General features: G+C 62.0%; 14 protein-coding genes. 4 read left to right on the top strand and 10 right to left on the bottom strand.

Annotation, left to right across the window (positions count from 1 at the left end; all coding sequences use genetic code 11):
• Positions 1-30: 30 nt before the first annotated feature.
• From BBJ66_RS18875 to BBJ66_RS18850, 6 genes are all read right to left on the bottom strand, one after another.
• Positions 31-2,211: a methyl-accepting chemotaxis protein gene (locus BBJ66_RS18875; protein ID WP_071088877.1), complete on the bottom strand. Its 2,181-nt coding sequence runs from the start codon at positions 2,209-2,211 to the stop codon at positions 31-33.
• 420 nt (positions 2,212-2,631) lie between these two features.
• On the bottom strand, positions 2,632-3,057 hold the full coding sequence (locus BBJ66_RS18870; RefSeq protein WP_049730850.1) for a hypothetical protein: 426 nt from the start codon (positions 3,055-3,057) through the stop codon (positions 2,632-2,634).
• A gap of 172 nt (positions 3,058-3,229) precedes the next feature.
• A complete protein-coding gene (locus BBJ66_RS18865; protein WP_083335585.1) occupies positions 3,230-6,097 on the bottom strand; it encodes a UvrD-helicase domain-containing protein in 2,868 nt (955 codons plus the stop codon).
• 225 nt (positions 6,098-6,322) lie between these two features.
• Positions 6,323-7,483, bottom strand: coding sequence for a M20 aminoacylase family protein (locus tag BBJ66_RS18860; RefSeq protein ID WP_071088873.1), 1,161 nt, complete (start codon positions 7,481-7,483; stop codon positions 6,323-6,325).
• Positions 7,480-8,724, bottom strand: coding sequence for a Zn-dependent hydrolase (locus BBJ66_RS18855; RefSeq protein WP_071088871.1), 1,245 nt, complete (start codon positions 8,722-8,724; stop codon positions 7,480-7,482). The genes BBJ66_RS18860 and BBJ66_RS18855 overlap by 4 nt, the downstream gene beginning before the upstream one ends.
• On the bottom strand, positions 8,721-9,932 hold the full coding sequence (locus tag BBJ66_RS18850) for a diaminopropionate ammonia-lyase (RefSeq protein ID WP_071088869.1): 1,212 nt from the start codon (positions 9,930-9,932) through the stop codon (positions 8,721-8,723). Before BBJ66_RS18850 ends, BBJ66_RS18855 begins: the two co-directional genes overlap by 4 nt.
• A gap of 105 nt (positions 9,933-10,037) precedes the next feature.
• Between BBJ66_RS18850 and BBJ66_RS18845 the strand changes: the two genes are divergently transcribed.
• The 3 genes from BBJ66_RS18845 to BBJ66_RS18835 all read left to right on the top strand — a co-directional run bounded on the left by BBJ66_RS18845 (position 10,038) and on the right by BBJ66_RS18835 (position 12,021).
• The gene (locus BBJ66_RS18845) at positions 10,038-10,520 is read left to right on the top strand and encodes an Lrp/AsnC family transcriptional regulator (protein WP_071088866.1); all 483 of its coding nucleotides are present in this window, start codon (positions 10,038-10,040) and stop codon (positions 10,518-10,520) included.
• Positions 10,521-10,683: 163 nt separating this feature from the next.
• Positions 10,684-11,622 (top strand): helix-turn-helix domain-containing protein, encoded by a 939-nt coding sequence (locus BBJ66_RS18840; protein ID WP_071088864.1) that lies wholly within the window; start codon positions 10,684-10,686, stop codon positions 11,620-11,622.
• A gap of 111 nt (positions 11,623-11,733) precedes the next feature.
• A complete protein-coding gene (locus tag BBJ66_RS18835; protein ID WP_071088862.1) occupies positions 11,734-12,021 on the top strand; it encodes a putative quinol monooxygenase in 288 nt (95 codons plus the stop codon).
• A 36-nt stretch (positions 12,022-12,057) separates the two neighbouring features.
• On the opposite strand, the gene BBJ66_RS18830 is transcribed toward BBJ66_RS18835, so the two are convergent.
• Genes BBJ66_RS18830 through thrC form a run of 4 tightly spaced genes read right to left on the bottom strand, consistent with a single transcriptional unit; the run spans position 12,058 to position 18,337 of the window.
• Positions 12,058-14,970 (bottom strand): sensor domain-containing phosphodiesterase, encoded by a 2,913-nt coding sequence (locus BBJ66_RS18830; RefSeq protein ID WP_049730857.1) that lies wholly within the window; start codon positions 14,968-14,970, stop codon positions 12,058-12,060.
• Positions 14,967-15,581: a GNAT family N-acetyltransferase gene (locus tag BBJ66_RS18825; RefSeq protein ID WP_049730858.1), complete on the bottom strand. Its 615-nt coding sequence runs from the start codon at positions 15,579-15,581 to the stop codon at positions 14,967-14,969. Before BBJ66_RS18825 ends, BBJ66_RS18830 begins: the two co-directional genes overlap by 4 nt.
• A gap of 29 nt (positions 15,582-15,610) precedes the next feature.
• A complete protein-coding gene (locus BBJ66_RS18820; protein WP_071088861.1) occupies positions 15,611-16,909 on the bottom strand; it encodes a M16 family metallopeptidase in 1,299 nt (432 codons plus the stop codon).
• 3 nt (positions 16,910-16,912) lie between these two features.
• Positions 16,913-18,337 carry a threonine synthase gene (gene thrC / locus BBJ66_RS18815; protein ID WP_071088860.1) on the bottom strand — a complete coding sequence of 475 codons (1,425 nt, stop codon included), beginning with the start codon at positions 18,335-18,337 and terminating at the stop codon, positions 16,913-16,915.
• A 276-nt stretch (positions 18,338-18,613) separates the two neighbouring features.
• Between thrC and BBJ66_RS18805 the strand changes: the two genes are divergently transcribed.
• Positions 18,614-19,261, top strand: a complete 648-nt coding sequence (locus BBJ66_RS18805) for a hypothetical protein (protein ID WP_190238090.1) — start codon at positions 18,614-18,616, stop codon at positions 19,259-19,261.
• Positions 19,262-19,614 lie beyond the last annotated feature (353 nt).

Raw genomic sequence — 19,614 nt, 5'->3', positions numbered from 1 at the left:
TCACGCAGACGTTGCTGCGTGCGGGTGGGATCAGCTCGCCAGCTTCATCGCGCCTGCCGCTTGTCCGCCGCGCGACATGGCGCCGCCGAGGCCGAAGCGGCCGACGACGGCTGCGAGGTTCTCGGTTTCCTGGGCAAGCCCTTGTGCGGCGGCCGTCGTCTCTTCGACCATCGCGGCGTTCTGCTGGGTGACCTTGTCCATCAGGTCGGCGGCGGCCGAGACCTCCCGCAGGCTGGTTGCCTGCGCCTGCGCGCTGGTGGCGATTTCATTGACCGTGTCGCTCATGCCGACGACACGGTCGACGATCTTGGAGAGCGCGACACCGGTCTCCTCGACCAGGTTGACGCCGGTCTGGACCTGCGACGACGACATCGAGATCAGCCCGCTGATTTCTTTCGCGGCTTGGGCGGAACGCTGCGCCAGTTCCCTGACCTCCTGGGCGACGACGGCAAAGCCCTTGCCGGCTTCACCGGCACGCGCTGCCTCGACGCCGGCATTGAGCGCGAGCAGGTTGGTCTGGAAGGCGATTTCATCGATCACCCGGATGATATTGCCGATCTTGCCGGAGGAGTTCTGGATTTCGGTCATCGCCTCGATCGCGCGGGCAACGACCTCACCGCCCTTTTCGGCATCGGTCCGGGCAAGTTTCATCGTCTGCTGTGCGCTGTTTGCCCCGTCTGAGGTGTCGTTGACGCCGCGGGTGACGTCACCCAGGGCGGCGACAGTTTCCTCGAGCGAGGCGGCCTGCTGTTCCGTGCGCCGCGCCAGATCGTTCGACGCCGTCGAAATCTCGCCGAGGCCGGAGCGGATGGTGTAGACGGCATGGACGACGTTGCGGATCGTGTCCTCAAGAGCGGACACCGACGTATTGAAGTTTGCCCGGATCGTCTCGAACTCAGGCGCCACCTTCTCGTTCATGCGCACGGTGAGATCGCCCGAAGCCAGAAGGTCGAAGCGGCTCTGCACGACTTCGACGAAATGGCGCAGATCCTCCGCCTTGGCCTGTTCGAGGTCGCCCTGGCGTTTGCGGTCGGTCTCGACCTGGGCCTGAAGCGCCTCCTGCTCGTCCTTGAGCGCCTCGCCGCGGGCGAGTTGATGGCGGAACTTTTCGAGCGCGCCCTTCAGGCTGCCGAGTTCGTCGGCGCTGCCATTCTGGTCGATCGGCTCGCGATAATTGCCGCCCGCCATTTTCTGGACGGCGCTCAGAATGCCCTGCAGCGGCTTGCCGATGAGGACGCGGCTTGCCGTCAGGATGACGCCGAGCATGACCGCCAGAATGACAAGGCCGCCGATGACGGTGTTGTAGATCTGCTGCCAGACCGGCGCCGAGAAGGTGGCGGCCGGCACGTCCAGGACCGCGGCCCAGGTGGTGTTCATGCCGCGGGCGGTGAAGGGATAGACGAGGCGCACGGCGCCGTCAGGCAAGCCCGAGATCACCCGCATCTTGCCATCGGCGAGCGCCTGCTTGACATCGCCGGCGCCGGCATCGGCATAGTCCTTCATCAGATTGTCTTTGTCGGGATGGGCAAGCCACTTGCCGTCATTGGCAATCAGCATGACCCGCCCGCCGTCGAAGGGATGCATCTCGGTCAGCGCCGCGGTGAGATCGTCGAGCTTGATGTCGACGCCGGCGAGGCCGACGACAGCGCCGTTCACCCGCATCGGCACGGAAACCGAGGTGACCAGCTTTTTCATGTTGGTGAGATAGGGGGAGGTGATGATCGGCTGCCCGGTCTTCAGGGGCGCGCTGTAATATTCGTCCTCAGGCTTGATGGTCCATGTCGAGAATTCCATCTTGCCGTCGTCGCCCTTGGTCCAATAGGGCGTGAAAATGCCTTCCTTGTTCAAGGCGTCGGTGCCGGTTGTCGGGTGGGGACCGTCGATCAGCTCGCACATCCAGGCGCCGAACACGCTCGGATATTGCGGCGCCACTGTTTTGATCATCGCAACGATGTCGGCCCGGCTTTTCGATCCGCCCTCGACGAAACCGGAGAGGCTTGCGGCGAGCGCCGCACCGGCCGAGGTCGCCTCGGTGATGTTGGTCGCCACCTGCTGGCTGACCATGGCCGCCTTTTCGGTGGCGAGCGCCATGACTTCGCGCTCGGTATTGTTCTTGGCACTGACCGCATTGAAGGCGGTGTAAGCGATCAGGACGCCTGCGATCGCAGTGCCGGTCGCAAGGATGAGTTTCGCTGAAACGGTTCTGATCATCTTCAAGCCCTTCACGTCGGCTGATGAATTCTCTTCGGATGTGCGAGGTCATCGAGGAAGGCCGGCGACGCTGAATGGGGGTGAGGCGCGCCATGCATGCGTGCGGTCAGGCACGCGTTCTGTCTTCGAAACCAGGCGATTTGGAATTTCGGCGGGCTCATCCCGAAGGGGCGGACGGAGATATCACCGCGCGCCCTGCGGATCGTCATCGAAGGCGGCAATTTCCCCGCATCGCGATGACGATCTTCATTGCAGGCAACACAAGACCAGCAGTCGGTGAATATAAGCTTAAGGGCATAAGCCAATTGCAGCAAAACTGCGCAGTGGGTTTGCGTTCGGGAGGCGAAAAATCAAGTGAAACACGCGCGCCGATTACTCAAGCCATCACGCAACCTCATCACCCAAGCTTGCCAAACAGAACTACATCTGGTCGGTCGTGTTCATGGGGCGCTTGTAGATCTTCCGGACGAGGTCGGCGGACAAGGCGCGGGCCTGGTCTTTCTCCGCCGGCGTCATCGTCCGGCATGTGATCCTGAGATTGGAACTGTCGAGCACGGTCGCAGCACCGGAATTGGCAATCACCAGGTGCCAGCTGCAGGAGGCGACCTTGTCGATGGGAACGGCGCCATGGCACCCTGTGGACAGGCAGAAGGCGACGGTCACCTGGGCGCCATGATCGCCCTTCTGCGCCTGCTCCATGGCCGTCTTGTAATCCTTGACCCAGCGCTCGCAGTGTCCCTGTTTTTCTCCCGTCAGGCAGCTCTTGGTGGCGGGAGCGAGTTCGCCGGCCTGAAGCGGCGCGACGCAAAAAACACCCAAGGACAGGGTGAGCAGAAATTTGAGCATGGGATTTTCCTTGTGCAAGCCATGAGAGGCGCACATCGCGAGCCGCAGGTCAATGGCCATCATTGGAAGGGAAAGGCGCAGTCGCCAGACGGGCGCCGTTCAACGCATGCGAGGGGCACCGCTTGCTGCGCTCGGAGATGGTACATCGTCCAAGTCGCTCGCTGAACGAGCGCTAACGCTTTGACTTTGTTGGCCCGCCACCCGCCACACTGTCCGAAATCCTAGCCTTTCCGGTGCAGGTAGGATAGCGAGCGCAGCTCAGGAAACGCCCATAGCGCCCGGATCGTTCAAGCAGCCATCCATCCTTGCATTCCGGACATGCCGGATAACTGGCAGCGCAGGTACACCTAGTCTCTGCCGATCCGTCCAGACGACGCGGAAGGCCAGCCCCGCAGGACGAGCAGGCAGGTAGCAGATTTCCGCAGTGCTCGGCATGTTCGCAGCGGTACCAAGTTCGACTATCCTGGCCCCGCACGTCCAATAGCCGCCCACCGCACTCACCGCACTCGTGCGCAGCCTGTTCGGTGCCAGACGTCGCCGCGATGGCATATTCGGGATCCTTGTTGAGTTCGGTGACAAAAGAGGACGGCCTCGAATTCGAGGCAAGGATGGTCAACGTGTGACGGGCCCTTGTCATGGCGACGTACATCACCCGCCGCTCTTCAGCATTTTCGAACAGCTCTTCCTCCGGCGATACCAGGGCAAGCAAGGGGTCATCGACAGTCTCGGAAGGAAATCCCATCCGACCGCTGTCTGCGTTCAACAGGACCACATGATCTGCCTCAAGGCCCTTCGATGCATGGATCGTCTTGAAACTGAGACGCAACCGGGGAAACCCGCGCTGCAGGTCCCTCATCTCAGGCTCGAGAAAGCGATACCGCCCAAGCAGTAACACGCTCGCCGTATTTGTGGGCCCAAGCTTGGCGGACATCCCCGCAAGAACCTCGCGGAGCTTCTTTTCATCCTCATTCTTTGGCGTCATCACAATCCTGATGGCGGGCTCAGTTGCATTCCCCGCCGGAACGATCTGCTTGGAGATCTGGGCCGGGTTCTTCAGCACAAACGTTCTGGCCGCGAATGCGATCTGGTCGATCGATCGGAAGGTGCGACCAAGATCGACCGTCCTGTGGACTCCGGTTTCCCCGCCGAAATTTCCGCCAAATTCATCGCCGAAGTAGCGCATCAGGTGGATGTCTGATCCGGCAAAGCGGAAGATCGATTGCCAGTCGTCACCTACGGCAAAGATGCGAACGTCCGAATGCTGAGCTTTCAATGCCTTCACCAGCCGGGCACGGCTCTGGGATATATCCTGAAACTCGTCCACGAGGATGTGGCGGAACGGGCTTACATATTGGCCAGTTTCCGCGTACCGAGCGGCTCGTAGGATCATGTCTTCGAAATCGATCCTTCCACCGAGCCGCTTCTGATATTCTGCGAAAACAGGTGCAAACACAGCAAGGAACGCCTTCGCGCGCTCACCCAACTTCAATCGCTCGGACTTGGCGTCACAGTCGCCGAGGCTGTAGCCACCCCTCTTGAATTTACGCAGGAATGTCCCGAGCAGTTGCGAGAAAGTGTCAACCTGCTTCAATTCAACAACGCGATCAAAGACCGTGTCGGCGGGGCGAGGATTGAACGTCACAAAGGGTGCCAATTTCTCTGCCAGACTGCTGAGCAGACGCCTCTCCTGTCGCTCGTAGCTGTAGGTTTCGACGAGCGTGGTTTGATGCTCGGCGTGAACCTGGCGCTTCCATTCCATGCCTGCCAGATACTCATCACGATTGATAAAGGGGGCTGTGAGCAGCCGCTCGCTGCCATCAGGCATTTTCTGACGCCGCACACCAAAGTGCTCGATATAGATGCCGCTTTCGGTCAGACGAAAGTCGGGGCAATAATCCCGGCGTCCGGTCTCAGGTATTTTGTGCTTGTAATCGGGTTCGTACTCGTACTCGATGCCGTTTTCGTAAAGCCAATTGGCGATTTGCAGTTCTTCGTAGCTCTTGACCTTTTCGCCTTGTAGCGTGCGTAGATCCTGCTTCTCCATATGGCTGTAAAAATCGTGCTTTGTTTTGAAATCCCATTCGGTCTTTGGCTCGACCAGAAAGTGCGCGAACCACCGGATGATTGCCCCGGACACTTCGGACAGTGTGTGAACGAGATCCTTCAGGATCTGCTTGATCAAGTTGGTGAAGGCAAGCTCATCAGTGGCGTGATCGGCCAGCGCCGGCTTCGACCCCTCGACTAACCCGATGATGTCATAGGCAATCGCGTGGAAAGTTCGCGCCACGATCGGCACCCCTGAGCGCGCTTCGACCCGTTCTGACATCTCCTCTGCGGCGTTCTTTGCAAATGCCAAGAGCAGGATTTCGTCCGGCTGGCGGATCCCGGCCTTGACGAGATAGGCAGCCTTGGCAGTGATCACACTGGTTTTTCCCGATCCGGCACCGGCCAGCACCAGAGTAGCGTCCTCGTCTACGACAACGGACAGGCGCTGTTCCGGCGTCAGCGGTTTGCTCTCGATAGTGTCGAAGAAATCCCTCCAGCGTTCGAGCTCGGCAGTGAGAAAGGCGGCGATTGCGTTCGCTCTCATTGCGCCGGGATCAGCAACGAACATTCTGACAAGCGCTACGCGCTCAGCGGCCTCGGATCCAATAGCATCTGGCTGCAGCTTCGATAGTAGCGAGCCCTCGAGGGCCTTCGCATCGCTCAAAAGGGGCGCAATCTCGCAGGCAGCCGGATAGCGAGCTGGCTCGGTCAATTTGGCAATCGCGGTGTGAAGTCTGCGCAAGCGATCTGCTTCGCGATCAAGCGCCGAGAGGTTGAACTCGATCCAGGCGGTTTTGACCTCTTCAGCAAATGCCTGTGCATCAGAGTACCTTGTGCCGCGAATGACGATGTCGTCGCGCTCCGTAGCATTGACGGTCATCGTCGCACCAAGCGCTCCCCTCCGAACGAGTGGTGCGGAAGATATTGCTTCCAAGGATACCGAAGTGGTCAATCCCCGTCGCGTGAGCCGCAGATGATCTCCGCTCAGCTCCATGAGTCGAAACGTTGCCCCAAAAGGGTTCGCGAGCAGTCCAAACAATGGACGTTGTTGCAATCGATTCAATAGCGCAGCCTTTTGTCGCGTGCGGCGGCGCAGCGTGGCTATACCGGCGCGAATGACTCGACCAATACATCATGATTAGTAAAGAGGACGCGCACGAACCGACAACTAACGGCCAACGCTTGCGTTCGGGCGTAGAAGCTCGCGCGTGATGGCTCCTCAGCCTGCGCTCAGCCGCCTGCGGACGATGCTCGCGTGGAAGTTGGCGCCATGGATCAGTCCGTCATCGTTGAAATCGTAATTCGGATTGTGAAGCGGCGCGGAATTTTTGCCATTGCCGAGGAAGACGAAGCAGCCGGGGACATGGTCGAGGAAACGCGCGAAGTCTTCCGATCCGGTCATCGGCTCGCGCCGGAGCTTGACGTTCTCGGACGGGAAGACGCTGCGGGCTGCGGCAAAGGCTTCCTCGACCAGGGCGGCATCATTGAGCAGGGGGATGAATTCCCGGGTATAATTCACCTCGGCCGAGACATTGTGGGCGAGCGCCGTCCCCTCGGCGATCAGGCGCATCTGCGTCTCGATCGCCGCGCTGACCTCGGGGCGGAAGCTGCGGGCATCGCCCAGGATGCGCGCCAGCCCGGGCAAAGCGTTGCGGGTGCCGTCGGTCAGAAGTTCGGTCACCGAGACGACGCCGATGTCGGCCGGATCGAGCCGGCGGGAAACGATCGTCTGCAGGTTCGTCACCAATGCGCAGGCGGCGACCAGGACTTCGTTGCCGGAGTGTGGACGCGCGGCGTGTCCGCCGACGCCCTTGAGCACGATCTCGAAATTGTCCTCAGCCGACATGATTGCGCCGGCGCGGGTCTGGAAGACGCCGACCGGAAGACCCGGCATGTTGTGCAGGCCATAGATCTCGTCGAAGGGAAAACGCGTCATCAGGCCATCGCCGAGCATTGCCAGGGCGCCTTTGCCCCACTCCTCGGCAGGCTGAAAGATGAACCGGACCGTGCCGTCGAAATCGCCGTCCTCCGCCAGCATCCTGGCGGCGCCAAGCAGCATGGCCGTATGGCCGTCATGGCCGCAGGCATGCATCACGCCTTCGGTCTCCGACCGATAGGGCCGATCGGCCTGTTCGGTAATCCTCAGCGCATCCATATCGGCGCGCAGCGCGATGGAACGGTTGCCGCCGCCGCGCCGGAGCGTTCCGACAACCCCGGTGCCGCCGACGCCTTCGACAACCTCGTCGAGCCCGAACTCCCGCAGTTTTTGGGCGACGAAGGCGGCCGTCCGCTTCTCGTCGAAGCCGAATTCGGGGTGGCGGTGAAGGTCGCGCCTCCAGGCGGTCATGTCCTGTTCCAGCATCCGGCTGTCGACGCTCATTTCGGCAGTTCCCCTGTTGCAAGCCCGCAGATGACGTCGAGGAGGATATTCGCCCCGGCGACAAGATCAGTATCTGCGGTAAATTCCTTCGGATTGTGACTGATGCCGCCGCGGCTCGGCACGAAGATCATCGCGCTTGGCGCGATGCGGGCGATCATCTGGGCGTCATGGCCGGCACCCGATGTCATGCGCCTGCATGCCAGGCCGCGATCCCTGGCGGCAGCCTCGATCAGCCGAACGATCGCCTGATCGAACGTGACCGGCTCGAACCGCGCCAGCCGTTCGACGGATAGGTCAACCTTTTCGTCCGCCGCCAGCCGCTCGAGGAATGCGGCGAGCGCGATTTCCTCTTCCTTGAGGCGGTCTTCGTCCGGATCGCGAAGATCGACGGTGAAGGTCGCGCGAGAGGGAATGACATTGATGGCGTTCGGCTCAAAAGTGATGCAGCCGACGGTCGCGACAGTGGGCGTATTCGATGCCTTCGCGCGGTCACGCAGAAAGGTGATGACGCGAGCCGCCGCGTATCCGGCGTCCCGGCGCATCGAGATCGGTGTCGTGCCGGCATGGTTGGCATCGCCGTCGATGGTCACCCTCTGCCAGGAAATGCCCTGCAGGTTCTCGACCGCGCCGACCGATAGACCCTCGCTCTCGAGAACAGGACCCTGCTCGATATGCAGTTCGACATAGGCGTGCGGCGTCATGAAGCCGGGCGCATGGGTGCCGGCATAGCCGATCCGCGCCAGTTCGTCGCCGAGCAGCGTGCCGTCCGTGCCCACCGTCTTCAGCGCCGTGGTGATATCGAGGCCGCCGGAATAGACAAGCGAACCCATCATATCGGGCGCATAGCGCACCCCTTCCTCATTGGTGAAGGCGGCAACCACGATGGGGCGCGACGGCTCGAACCCTTCGTCTTTCAGCGTCTGGATCACTTCGAGGCCGGCCAGCACGCCATAACATCCGTCATAGATGCCGGCATTGATCACCGTGTCGATGTGGGAGCCGATCATGATCGGCTTTTCCTCCCGGCCCGGGCCATTCCAGATGCCGAAGATATTGCCGATGTGGTCGACGGCAACCTCCAGCCCGGCGTCCTCGAGCCAGGAGACGAACCGATCGCGCCCAAGCTTTTCGGTATCGGACGCCGCCAAGCGGACAAGCCTTCCCTCCGCATCGCGGCCGATCGCGCCGAGCTCGGCGATGCGTCCAAGCAGACGCGCCGGATCGATCGAACGATGGCTCATGCTGAAGCTCCAGTCCTGTCTTTCCGGGCGACCGCGCCCGGTGATCGCCCGACGATCTCTTGATATTTGCCGGGATCGGTCGCGCCTTCGGTGTTCACCAGAAAGATGCGCGAATGGCTGTCGAGTGACAGTGCTTGCCTGATCGCGGGATCGCCGACGGCGCGGATCAGCCCGGCAAGCCCGACGCCGCCGCTTTCGCCGGCGACAATCGCCGGGTCGTTTCCAGCCGGATCGGCAAGCCGCTTCATCACTGAGATCGCCTCGTCTTCATCCACCGTCATGAATGCGTCGGCGACGCGGGAGAGAATACGCCAGGCGACGAGCGAGGGTTGGTAACATTCGAGCATCGCCATAACCGTCGGCGCGCCATGGGCAACGGTCACCAGATGTCCGGCCCGCGCCGTTTCGAACAGGCAGGCGGCACGGGCGGGATCGACGACTGTGAAGGTCGGGCGTTCCTCGCCGAAGGCGATGGCCATGTGACCTGCGACAGTCGCAGCGATCCCGCCGACGCCTGCCTGGATGAAGACATGGGTGGGCGGCTGCGGCAAAGCCCTGATCGCTTCCCGGACAAGGGCGGTGTAGCCCTGCATCACCAGCCCGGGAATGCGCTCATAACCCGCCCATGAAGTGTCCGACACGATGGTCCAGCCTTTTTCCTCGGCCATGCGCGCCGCCTCGCGGACGGAATCGTCATAGGTCCCGTCCACACGGATCATCTCCGCGCCGAAGCAGGCGATGGCGGCGACGCGTTCGTCGCTGACGCCGGCATGCACGAAAATCGCCGCCCGAGCCCCCACAAGCTGCGCGCCCTGCGCCACCGACCGGCCGTGATTGCCGTCGGTGGCGCAGGCGACGGTCATCGTCTCGGCGACCTCTCGAACCTGCGAAGAATGCAATTCCGAGACATCGACGGCGCGGCCGAGCCTGTTTGCCGCTTCGTCGAGTACAAGCCGGATCACCGCATAGGCGCCGCCAAGCGCCTTGAAGCTTCCGAGACCGAGCCGGTGGCCTTCATCCTTGATGTGGATCGCGCCGACACCGATCTCGGCCGCCAGCGCCGGCAGAGTAACGAGAGGCGTTTCCGCATGGTTTTCCCGGAATGTCAGGTGGCGCTCGACGGCATCTGCGGCTTCCAAACCGAGAGTTTCGGCGTCCCGCGGGTCGAGCGGCTGACGGTAGTCGGAATTGCTGTTCAGCAGAAACATGCGCGCCTCATTTCGGTTGTTCGGCTAAAACATATTGCAGGTGAGATGAAAAAGGCGCTGTATTTCGCGGCTCGATTTGCAATTTTGTTTCGTTGGAGCCCCGTTTTGAGCCGGCCGGTAAAATCCCCCCTGGATGCGTTCGACCACAAGATCCTCGCGATCCTGCAGAGGGACAATACCACGCCGCAACGCACGATCGGCGAAGCCGTCGGCCTGTCGGCGCCGGCCGTCCAACGCCGGATCAAACGAATGACGGAGGATGGGGTCATCCGGGCAAACGTCGCCGTTCTCGACCCTGCAGCGCTCGGGCAATCGATCACCATCTTCGTGGAGGTGGAGGTGATCAGCGAAACGGCAAAACAGATCGAACAGGCAAAAAGCCAGTTCGCGGCCGCGCCTGAAATCCAGCAGTGCTACTACGTCACCGGCGAGGCGGATTTCATTCTGGTCATCGTCGTCCCCACAATGGCCGACTACGAGGCGCTGACGCGGCGGCTGTTCTTCGGCAATAACAACGTCAAACGCTTCCGCACATTCGTCGCGATGGATCGGGTGAAGGTGGGCTTAAGCGTTCCCATCCAGCGCTGAGACCGGCGGCTCAGGCCGCTTGGTCAGCGGAAACCCCTTTCGTATGTTCAGACAATCGGCAACGGCCTCGGTAATCCTGAATTTCCCGACTGTAAAAGGCCTTTGATCCAACCTATACAGCCAGCGCGATCCTGGTTTTCGCAAAGGCCTCAGGAATTTCCCAGTGCAATCGACAACTCATGCCTTAGTTCCTCCCGCCCAGCCAGACGTTGATGCGTGCCTGCAGGCGGTGCGCAATCTGGCGAAAGGTGAAGGCGTAACGCTCACCCCTCTACCCAAGGTGTGGGTCGTCAAGTTCAGCCAGTCGGCTCCTTATTATCGGGGACGAAACACCGGCACATCACTGGCGATCGCTGCATCTGGCGCAAAGGCGATCTCAGTCGAGAACAACTGTCTCGTTAACGACGAAAGTCGATTTCTAGTCCTGCACGGCGAACGGCCTTATGATGCCGTCGTGCATGGGTCCGAGGATGTGCCTTACATTGCGCTCAAACTGCAGTTGCCGCCGGAACTGGTGGCAAAGACGCTGATCGAATTTGCTGAAACCGGATATTCGCCGCCGAAAACAGAGATGATGTTGCCGGCTTTTTGCGATGTTCTGACACCGAATCTTGCCACTCCGCTGCTGCGCTTGATCCGCGCGCTCGATGACCCGGCCGACTGTCTGATGTTGGCACCTTCCTGCCTGAGCGAGATTTGCTACAGGTTGCTGCGCTCAGAGGCTGCCGGTATTCTTCGAGCGTCCATCACGAGCGAAGACGTGAAACTTGTCAGAGCGATGCGCTTCATCGAAGAAGGTGCCAACTCGCGGCTGACCGTCGCAGATATCGCCGCGAAAGTCGCAATGAGCCCGTCGCATTTTGCCCATAGGTTTCGCTCGTGTTTCGGGGTGTCACCTATGCGCTATCGCGCACAGGTTCGTCTCGAGCAGGCACGTCTGCTGCTGCTGAATACGGCTGCTACCGTTTCCAGGGCGGCGGAGGAAGCAGGCTATGCCAGTGACGCTCATTTCTCTAGGGATTTCAAAGAGCTATTTGGCATTCCTCCGCGCGCGTATGTCCAGAACATGCAAGCACTTTTGTCGCAGGCTAACAAACTCTAGCGCAAAGGCGCAATCGCAGGATCGGGTACTCTTTTGGCAGGAAGAGGTCTGTGCGAGTTGTCCTCCCGGCCGTAATAGAATGCTATGTTCAATTCAATTACGGATGCCAAAATGTCAGTCAACGTCATCGTGCAGTTCAAGGCTTTGGCCGCAAGTCTTTCCGCCTTCCAGAATATTATGGAAGCAGTCAAGGTTGACCTTCCAAAGATATCCGGTTGCCGAGGTGTCTCTGTCATGCAGGACCTCGAAGACCCCTGCCGGTACACACTTGTAGAAGTTTGGGAAAGCCAGGTGAGGCATGCCGCACATGTCGAGAGCCTGGTTGCCGATGGCACTTGGGCGAGCATCGCGTGCCATCTGGATACGCAGCCAAGCACGGGCTATTTCCGCACTCTATAGTGTATGTCCGTGCATCGTTGTTGCCGATGGGATTGCTCACGCCCGCTTGGTCAGCGGAAACCGTTCCCGCAGCAGCCGAAGCACCGATTCCGAGGCGATCGGCGGGCCGAACAGATAGCTCTGCCCGTAGCTGCAGCCCATCTTGGCGAGCTCGATCGCATCCTCGTTGGATTCGATCCCCTCGGCCACCACCTTCATTTCAAGTTCGCGCGCCATTGCGATGACCGATCTGAGCACGGTCGCCTTCTTGTCGCTGCCGTCGCGCACCAGGGCCTTGTCGAGCTTGATCATGTCGAAGGGGAAGCGGGTGAGGTAGGCGAGCGAGGAATAGCCGGTGCCGAAATCGTCGAGCGCCAGGCCGATGCCGGCTTCCTTCAGCTTCTGCAGCACGAGCCGGGCCTGTTCCGGGTTTTCCATCACCATGGACTCGGTCAGTTCCAGCTTCAGGCGCGCGGGGGCGCAATGCGTCTTGGCGAGAACCGAGCGCACGTCGTCATAAAGCTCGTTGTTGAGCAGTTGCACGCTCGACAGATTGATCGACACGAAGATCGGCAATTCGCCGGTCTGATTCTGCCAGCTCATCAGATCGTTGGTCGCCTGCTCCAGCGCGAACATGCCGAGCGGACCGATGAGATCGGAGGCCTCGGCGATCGGGATGAATTCGGATGGCGGGATATTGCCGCGTTTGGGATGTTCCCAGCGCATCAGCGCCTCGAAGCCGGCGACCTCGACATCTTCAAGCCGGGCGATCGGCTGGTAGACCATCGACAATTCCTTGCGTTCGATGGCGCGACGCAGGTCGGTTTCGAGCTGCAGCCGGTCGGTGCCGAAGTCGCGGAAGGCCGGCTGGAACGGCTCGACACGGTTGCCGCCGGCCCGTTTTGCCCGGTACATGGCAAGCTCGGCGTCGCTGAGCAGGCCGGTGGCGCTCTCCTGCCGGTCCACCCAGGAGGCGAGGCCTGTCGAGGCCGTCAGGATAATCTCGCGATTGGCGAAATTGATCGGCACCATGATCGCCTTGCTGATCGCATCGGCGAAATCGGCGACCTTGGCCGGATTGTGCTCGGACACCAGGATGAGGCCGAACTGGTCGCCGGCCAGCCGCGCCAGCGTGTCCTGCGGCTTCAGCAGCCGGCGCAGGCGCCGGGTCAGCGCGATGAGGATATTGTCGCCGGCCGCAACCCCGAGCGCATCGTTGACCAACTTGTAGCGGTCGATGTCGATCACCATCACGGTGGGGCGCAGCGTCTCGCCGCCCGGCGCCAGCGCCAGCACCGCCTGCAGCCGGTCGAGGAACACCTGCCGGTTCGGCAGGCCGGTCAGATTGTCGTGCAACGCATCCTGCAGCAGCCGCTCGACCGAGTTTTTCTGCTCGGTCACGTCGACGATCGTGCCGACGCAGCGGATGATTTCGCCGTTCGAGCCGAGCACCGGCCGGGCGCGGATCAGCAGCCAGTGGAAATGCCCGTCCTCGGCGCGGATGCGGAATTCGTGATTGAGCCGCCCGCGCCGGTGTTCGAGCAGCACGTCGAGCGTGGCGCGGAAGCGGTCGCGATCATCCGGGTGCAGCCGCGGCAGCCAGTTGCGCGCCGCGCCATGCATGGTGCCCGGCGATAGGCCGAGCTTGGTCGAAACGTCGGGAATGGTGACGACGCGGTCGCGCGCCACGTCCCAATCCCACACCATGTCGCCGGAACCGGTCAGCGCCAGCGATTGCCGCTCGAGATCGGAAAACAGCCCCTGCTGGAAGGCGCCGCCGGCAAAGGCGTGCTGCATGACGGTGAAGCCGATCAGCAGCACGATGAGCACCAGGCCGCCGCCGAGCGCCGGCTGGATGATGTCGTTGTCGAGCCTCCCGGTGACCGTCAGCCAGGCACCGAACAGCCAGACGAGCGTCAGCGCCCAGGCCGGCACCAGCAGGATGGCGCGGTCGTAGCGGTTGAAGCCGAGATAGACGATCAGTAAGAGCCCGGTCGCCGCCGTCAGCGCGAAGGACAGCCGGGCGATGCCGGCGGCAATCGACGGATCGTAGATCGCCACGCCGAAGAGCAGCGCCAGGCCGAGCACCCAGGCGAGCGTGGCGTAACCGAGATGCGCATGCCAGCGGTTGAGGTTCAGATAGGTGAAGAGGAAGATGACGAAACTCGAGGCGAGCGCCACTTCAGCGCAGGCGCGCCATATTCGCTGATCGGCCGAGGCGACGCTGATCAGCTTGCCGAGAAAGCCGAAATCGACGCAGATATAGCCGAGCACCGCCCAGGCAAGTGCGGCCGTCGCCGGTAGCATCGAGGTGCCCTTGACGACGAAGAGGATGGTCAGGAACACCGCCAGCAGGCCGGCAATGCCGAGCACGATGCCGCGATAGAGCGTGAAGGCGTTGATCGTGTCCTTGTAGGCGTTCGGTTCCCAGAGATAGATCTGCGGCAGTTCCGGCGTCGACAGCTCGGCCACGAAGGTGATGACGGCGCCGGGGTTCAGCGTGATGCGGAAGACGTCGGCCTCGTCGCTCGGCTGCCGGTCGAGCGCGAAACCTTCGCTGGGCGTGATCGCGCTGATGCGCTGCGAGCCGAGATCCGGCCAGAACAGCTTGGAATTGACCAGGCGGAAATGCGGCGCGACGATGACGCGCTCCAGCTGTTCCTCCGAGACATTGGCGAGCGCAAACACTGCCCAGTCGCCCTGGTGGTTTTCCGAGCTTGCCCTGACCTCGATGCGGCGGCGGATGCCGTCGGCGCCGGCGGCTGTCGAAACCTGGAAGGCCTCGCCCTGATTGACATAGATTTCGGTCGTCGCGGTCAGGTCGAGCGCCGTGTCGTCACGGGAAATCTTCACCGGTTCGGCCGCCTGGGCAGTGCCCGCCGCCAGGGCGAAGACTGCCAGGAAAAGGGCTGCGATCACCGCGATCATTCGTCCGGACGGTGACTTGGGCAGCATGCGGTCTCTGGTCATCGGCTGTCGGTTATCCTGCCTTTATCCGTATCGGTGGCGAGACGTGAAAACATCACATGGTCGTGCCACTGACCGTTGATCTTCAAATATCCGCGCAGATAGCCTTCCTGCTGAAACCCGGCCTTTTCAAGCAGGCGGATGCTGCGCGCGTTATCTGGAATACAGGCTGCTTCGATACGGTGCAACTCAAGCCCGGTGAAGATATAAGGAATAACCATTTGCAGGGCGGCGAACATATGCCCCTGGCCGGCATGGCGTTCGCCCATCCAGTAGCCGATCATGCAGCTTTGTGCCGCCCCCCGCCTGATATAGCCGATGGTGATGCCGCCGACGAGTGTGTGGTTTTCCTTGAGGAAAATGAACAGCGGGATTGCCTGGCCCGAGGCATATTCCTGCTTGCCGCGGATGACGCGGGCGCGGTAGGCGCCCTCCGTCAGCTCGTCGCGCCGCCAGGTCGGCTCCCAGGGTTCCAGGAACTTGCGGCTTTCGGACCGTAGCCGGTGCCACTGGTTGAAATCCTGGTAGCGCGGCAGGCGTAAGAGATATCTGTCGTTTTCCAGCTCCACCGCATCCGGCTGCCGTGACAGAAACCGAAACACCGATTTTGGCATCGATCACTCCCGGCAGGACGGACGCCGGCTCAGCGGCCGGCCTGCATCGTCTTCGGTGCCGGGACCGAAAGCGACGCGGTGATGTCTTCCATCGGTGCGAGCTGCTCCAGCGGCCCGATCGCCGAAAGCGTCGGCACCGTGTCGTAGAACAGCCGGCCGGCGAGATCCGTCAGCCGCTCGATGGTGATACCCTCCAGCCGCTCCATCATCTCCGGATTGGAGATCGGCCGGCCGTAAAGCATCATCTGCCTGGCGATCTGGCCGGCGCGCGATGCCGGGCTTTCCTGGCCCATCAGCAACTGGGCGCGGATCTGGGCGCGGGCGCGCTCGATTTCCTTCTGGTGGATCTGATCGGCGGATTTGTGCAGCTCGTCGATGATGACGGGCACCAGCTCCGGCAGGTTCTCGCCGCCGGTCGCGGCATGAATGCCGAAGATGCCGGTGTCGGAAAAGCCCCAGTGGAAGGCATAGACCGAATAACAGAGGCCGCGGAACTCGCGCACTTCCTGGAACAGCCTGGAGGACATGCCGCCGCCGAGGATGTTGGCGAGGATCTGCGAACAGTAGAAATCGCGGGCGTGGTAGGGCTTGCCTTCGAAACCGAGCAGGATCTGCGCGTCCATCAGGTCGCGCGGCTCGCGCACGCTGCCGCCGATATAACGTGCCGCTTCCATGACCGGCGGCGCCGAAGGCTCGCTCGGCAGGCTGGCGAAACGATCCTCGACCATGCGCACAAACTCGTCATGCTCGACGGCGCCGGTGGCAACCACGAACATCCGGTCGGTCGTGTAGTTGCGGCCGAGATAGGTGCGGATCTGCTGCGGCGTGAAGGAGACGACGGTCTCCGGCGTGCCGAGGATGGCTCGGCCGAGCGTCTGGTCGCGGTAGGCGACTTCGGAGAACCGGTCGAACACCACATCGTCGGGCGTGTCGTTGGCGGCGTTGATCTCCTGCAGGATCACCTGCTTCTCGCGCTCCAGCTCCTCTTCCTCGAAGGCCGATTCCGTCAGGATATCGGCAAGGATATCGACGGCGAGCGGCACGTGGTCTTTCAGCACGCGGGCGTAGTAGGAGGTCGTCTCGGTCGAGGTGGCGGCATTGACCTCGCCGCCGACATCCTCGATCTCCTCGGCGATCTGGCGGGCCGAGCGGCGTCCCGTTCCCTTGAAGGCCATGTGTTCGAGCAGGTGGGCGATGCCGTGCTCGTCTGCCGTCTCGTTACGCGATCCCGATTTGATCCAGACTCCGAGCGCAACGCTTTCAAGGTGCGGCATGGTTTCTGTCACTACTGTCAGCCCGGATTTCAGCCGGGTGCACTCAACTGTCATTGGCTATCTTTCTGCGCCTGCCGTCGTCTTGCCGCGGGCGTGTTTGCCGATAAAGGTTTCTACGGCTTTCAGCTCCGGTTCGATGATCTGGAAGCGCTCCTCCCTGTGCATCAGATCAGCAAGCCACGTCGGAAGCGCCGGGTCAATACCGCAGGCCGATTTTACGGCGGCCGGGAATTTCGCCGGATGCGCGGTTGAAAGCGTCACCATCGGCGTATTCGGCTTTTCCTTCTTCCTGGCGACGAAGACGCCGATCGCCGAATGCGGATCGAGGAGATAGCCGGTCTCGGCATGGGTCGTGCGGATCGTCTCGGCCACCTGTTTTTCGCTGGCGCGCCCGGCGCGGAAGTCGCGGCGGATCGCCTTCAGCGCCTCGGGACCGATCTCGAAGCCGTTGGATTGTTTGAGGCTTTCCATTGCCGCGCGCACCTTCGAGGCGTCGCGCCCATAGGCTTCGAACAGCAGCCGTTCGAAATTCGAGGAGATCTGGATGTCCATCGACGGCGAAGTCGTCGCCTTGACCGCCTTCATGTCGTAACGGCCGGTCTTCAGCGTCCGCTCCAGAATGTCGTTCTCATTGGTGGCGATGACCAGCCGGTCGATCGGCAGGCCCATGCGCTTGGCGCCGTAGCCGGCGAAGATATCGCCGAAATTGCCGGTGGGCACGGTGAACGAGATCTTCCGGTCCGGTCCGCCGAGCGCCACCGCCGCCGTGAAATAATAGACGATCTGGGCCATGATGCGCGCCCAGTTGATCGAGTTGACGCCGGAGAGGCCGACCTTGTCGCGGAACGCCGCGTCGTTGAACATCGCTTTGACGAGGTTCTGGCAATCGTCGAAATTGCCCTCGACGGCGAGCGCATGCACGTTGCCGGCTTTGGAGGTCGTCATCTGCCGCTGCTGCACCGGCGAGACCCTGCCGTGCGGGAAGAGAATGAAGATATCGGTGCGCTCGCGCCCCGCAAAGGCGTCGATCGCAGCCCCGCCGGTATCGCCCGAGGTGGCGCCGACGATCGTTGCCCGCTCGCCGCGCTTCTCCAGCGCATAATCCATCAGCCGGGCGAGCAGCTGCATCGCCACGTCCTTGAAGGCCAGCGTCGTGCCGTGGAAGAGTTCCATGACGAAGCTGTTCGGCCCGGTCTGCACGAGCGGCGCGATCGCCGGATGGCGGAAGGTGCCGTAGGCCTCGTCGATCATCGCCCGGAAGGTCGCCTCGGGGATTTCGCCATTGGTGAAGGGCGACAGGATGGTGAAGGCGACTTCCTGGTAGCTCTTGCCGCGCAGCGCCCGGATTTCTTTCTTCGAAAACTGCGGCCACTCCCGGGGAACATAGAGCCCGCCGTCGCGCGCCAGCCCCGTCAGCAGGGCGTCGCAAAAGCCGAGGGCAGGGGCCTCGCCGCGGGTCGAGATATAGTCCACGTTGGTCATCCTTGATCTATCGCTGGAGGAAATCCGGTCGGGCCGGGCCGTGGCCCGCACTGCCGGAAACCGGCCCCGGAATCGAGAAGGGGTTGCGCTTGCGGCCATACCATCGCCGTCATCTTGTTGAAGTTGCCCGCATCCGGCGGCGAAAAGTGCATCAAAACGGCGCGTACCCAATCGATTTTTGTTTGCGCCGCTGATATAGACCATCGCAAACCGTCGTGAAAGGCCTCACTGAAAAGACATGAGGCCTCCAAGAAACGCTTGTGCAAAGGGTGGAACATAGTGCTCGGCAAGGTCTCGCGTCTCATCGTCTCCGCTTCTCTTCTTGCCCTGCTCGCCAGTTGCGATACGCTCGGCATCGGCGGCGACAGCAAGTCGGCGGCGGCGCCGGCGCAGCCGAACGGCACCGCCCAGATCATGCCGCTGGCACCCGCCAACCCATCCTCGAACAATCCTTCGATCGGCACCGCCAAGACGGCACAGGGCGCCGTCGCCCCCGTCGTCCAGGGCGCCTGCCCGCAGATCTTCATGCGCGACCAGGATGCGATCTTCCGCACCTATGCCAAGGGCAAAAAGGACGATCCGCAGCAGATCGTCTTCCAGGCCTCCTTCGGCGATTACACCCGCCAGTGCTCGCTGAGCGACACCAACCTGACGATGACCGTCGTTGCCCAGCTGCGCCTGATCACCGGCCCGGCCGGCGCCCCCGGCCCGGTGACCCTGCCGATCCGCGTCACCATCCTCGATGGCGAGACCGTGCTCTATTCCGAGGTCACCAAATTCCCGACCGAGATCCCGGCCGGCGCCCCGGGCACCCAGGTGATCTTCCGCAAGGACGGCATCAAGATGCCGGTCGGCTCCGGCGCGCTGGTGCGCGTCAATGTCGGCTTCGACACCCAGCCGGCAAAGACCAAGAAGAACAGCTGAGCTACTTCCGAAAAGTGGGCTTGGCCCACAGCCTCCGGATCGTGACATCCCGGCCTGGGAGATTGGCGAGGGCGGCCCCTCATCCGGCTGCCGCCACCGACCGGGGTCGAGCCACGGGTCTCGACCCGTCCTTCGGACCCCCGTAAACGGGGCGAAGGGGATATGCCGCAATCTCTCCGTCCCTCGCCAACGTCTCGCGGGGCAAGTCCCCTCTCCCCGTTTTTTACGGGGAGAGGGTTAGGGTGAGGGGCAGTTATCGGGTACAGCCCGGGCAGATCCCTGACAGAATGAACCGGGTTGATGGTTGACAAGTCATAGTGCATCGGAGGGAGGGCTTCCGATGCCATTTGTGG

The organism is Rhizobium sp. RSm-3, assembly GCF_001854685.1.
Taxonomy (GTDB): domain Bacteria; phylum Pseudomonadota; class Alphaproteobacteria; order Rhizobiales; family Rhizobiaceae; genus Rhizobium; species Rhizobium ecuadorense.
This window is presented reverse-complemented; position numbering and strand designations above follow the sequence as displayed.

Bases quoted from the DNA above. Each gene is read 5' to 3' on its own strand.
- thrC (WP_071088860.1), bottom strand. From the start codon at position 18,337: ATGACCAACGTGGACTATATCTCGACCCGCGGCGAGGCCCCTGCCCTC.
- BBJ66_RS18830 (WP_049730857.1), bottom strand. From the start codon at position 14,970: ATGACCAGAGACCGCATGCTGCCCAAGTCACCGTCCGGACGAATGATC.
- BBJ66_RS18850 (WP_071088869.1), bottom strand. From the start codon at position 9,932: ATGTTTCTGCTGAACAGCAATTCCGACTACCGTCAGCCGCTCGACCCG.
- BBJ66_RS18835 (WP_071088862.1), top strand. From the start codon at position 11,734: ATGTCAGTCAACGTCATCGTGCAGTTCAAGGCTTTGGCCGCAAGTCTT.
- BBJ66_RS18870 (WP_049730850.1), bottom strand. From the start codon at position 3,057: ATGCTCAAATTTCTGCTCACCCTGTCCTTGGGTGTTTTTTGCGTCGCG.
- BBJ66_RS18820 (WP_071088861.1), bottom strand. From the start codon at position 16,909: ATGACAGTTGAGTGCACCCGGCTGAAATCCGGGCTGACAGTAGTGACA.
- BBJ66_RS18825 (WP_049730858.1), bottom strand. From the start codon at position 15,581: ATGCCAAAATCGGTGTTTCGGTTTCTGTCACGGCAGCCGGATGCGGTG.
- BBJ66_RS18865 (WP_083335585.1), bottom strand. From the start codon at position 6,097: ATGGAGCTGAGCGGAGATCATCTGCGGCTCACGCGACGGGGATTGACC.
- BBJ66_RS18860 (WP_071088873.1), bottom strand. From the start codon at position 7,483: ATGAGCGTCGACAGCCGGATGCTGGAACAGGACATGACCGCCTGGAGG.
- BBJ66_RS18875 (WP_071088877.1), bottom strand. From the start codon at position 2,211: ATGATCAGAACCGTTTCAGCGAAACTCATCCTTGCGACCGGCACTGCG.
- BBJ66_RS18855 (WP_071088871.1), bottom strand. From the start codon at position 8,724: ATGAGCCATCGTTCGATCGATCCGGCGCGTCTGCTTGGACGCATCGCC.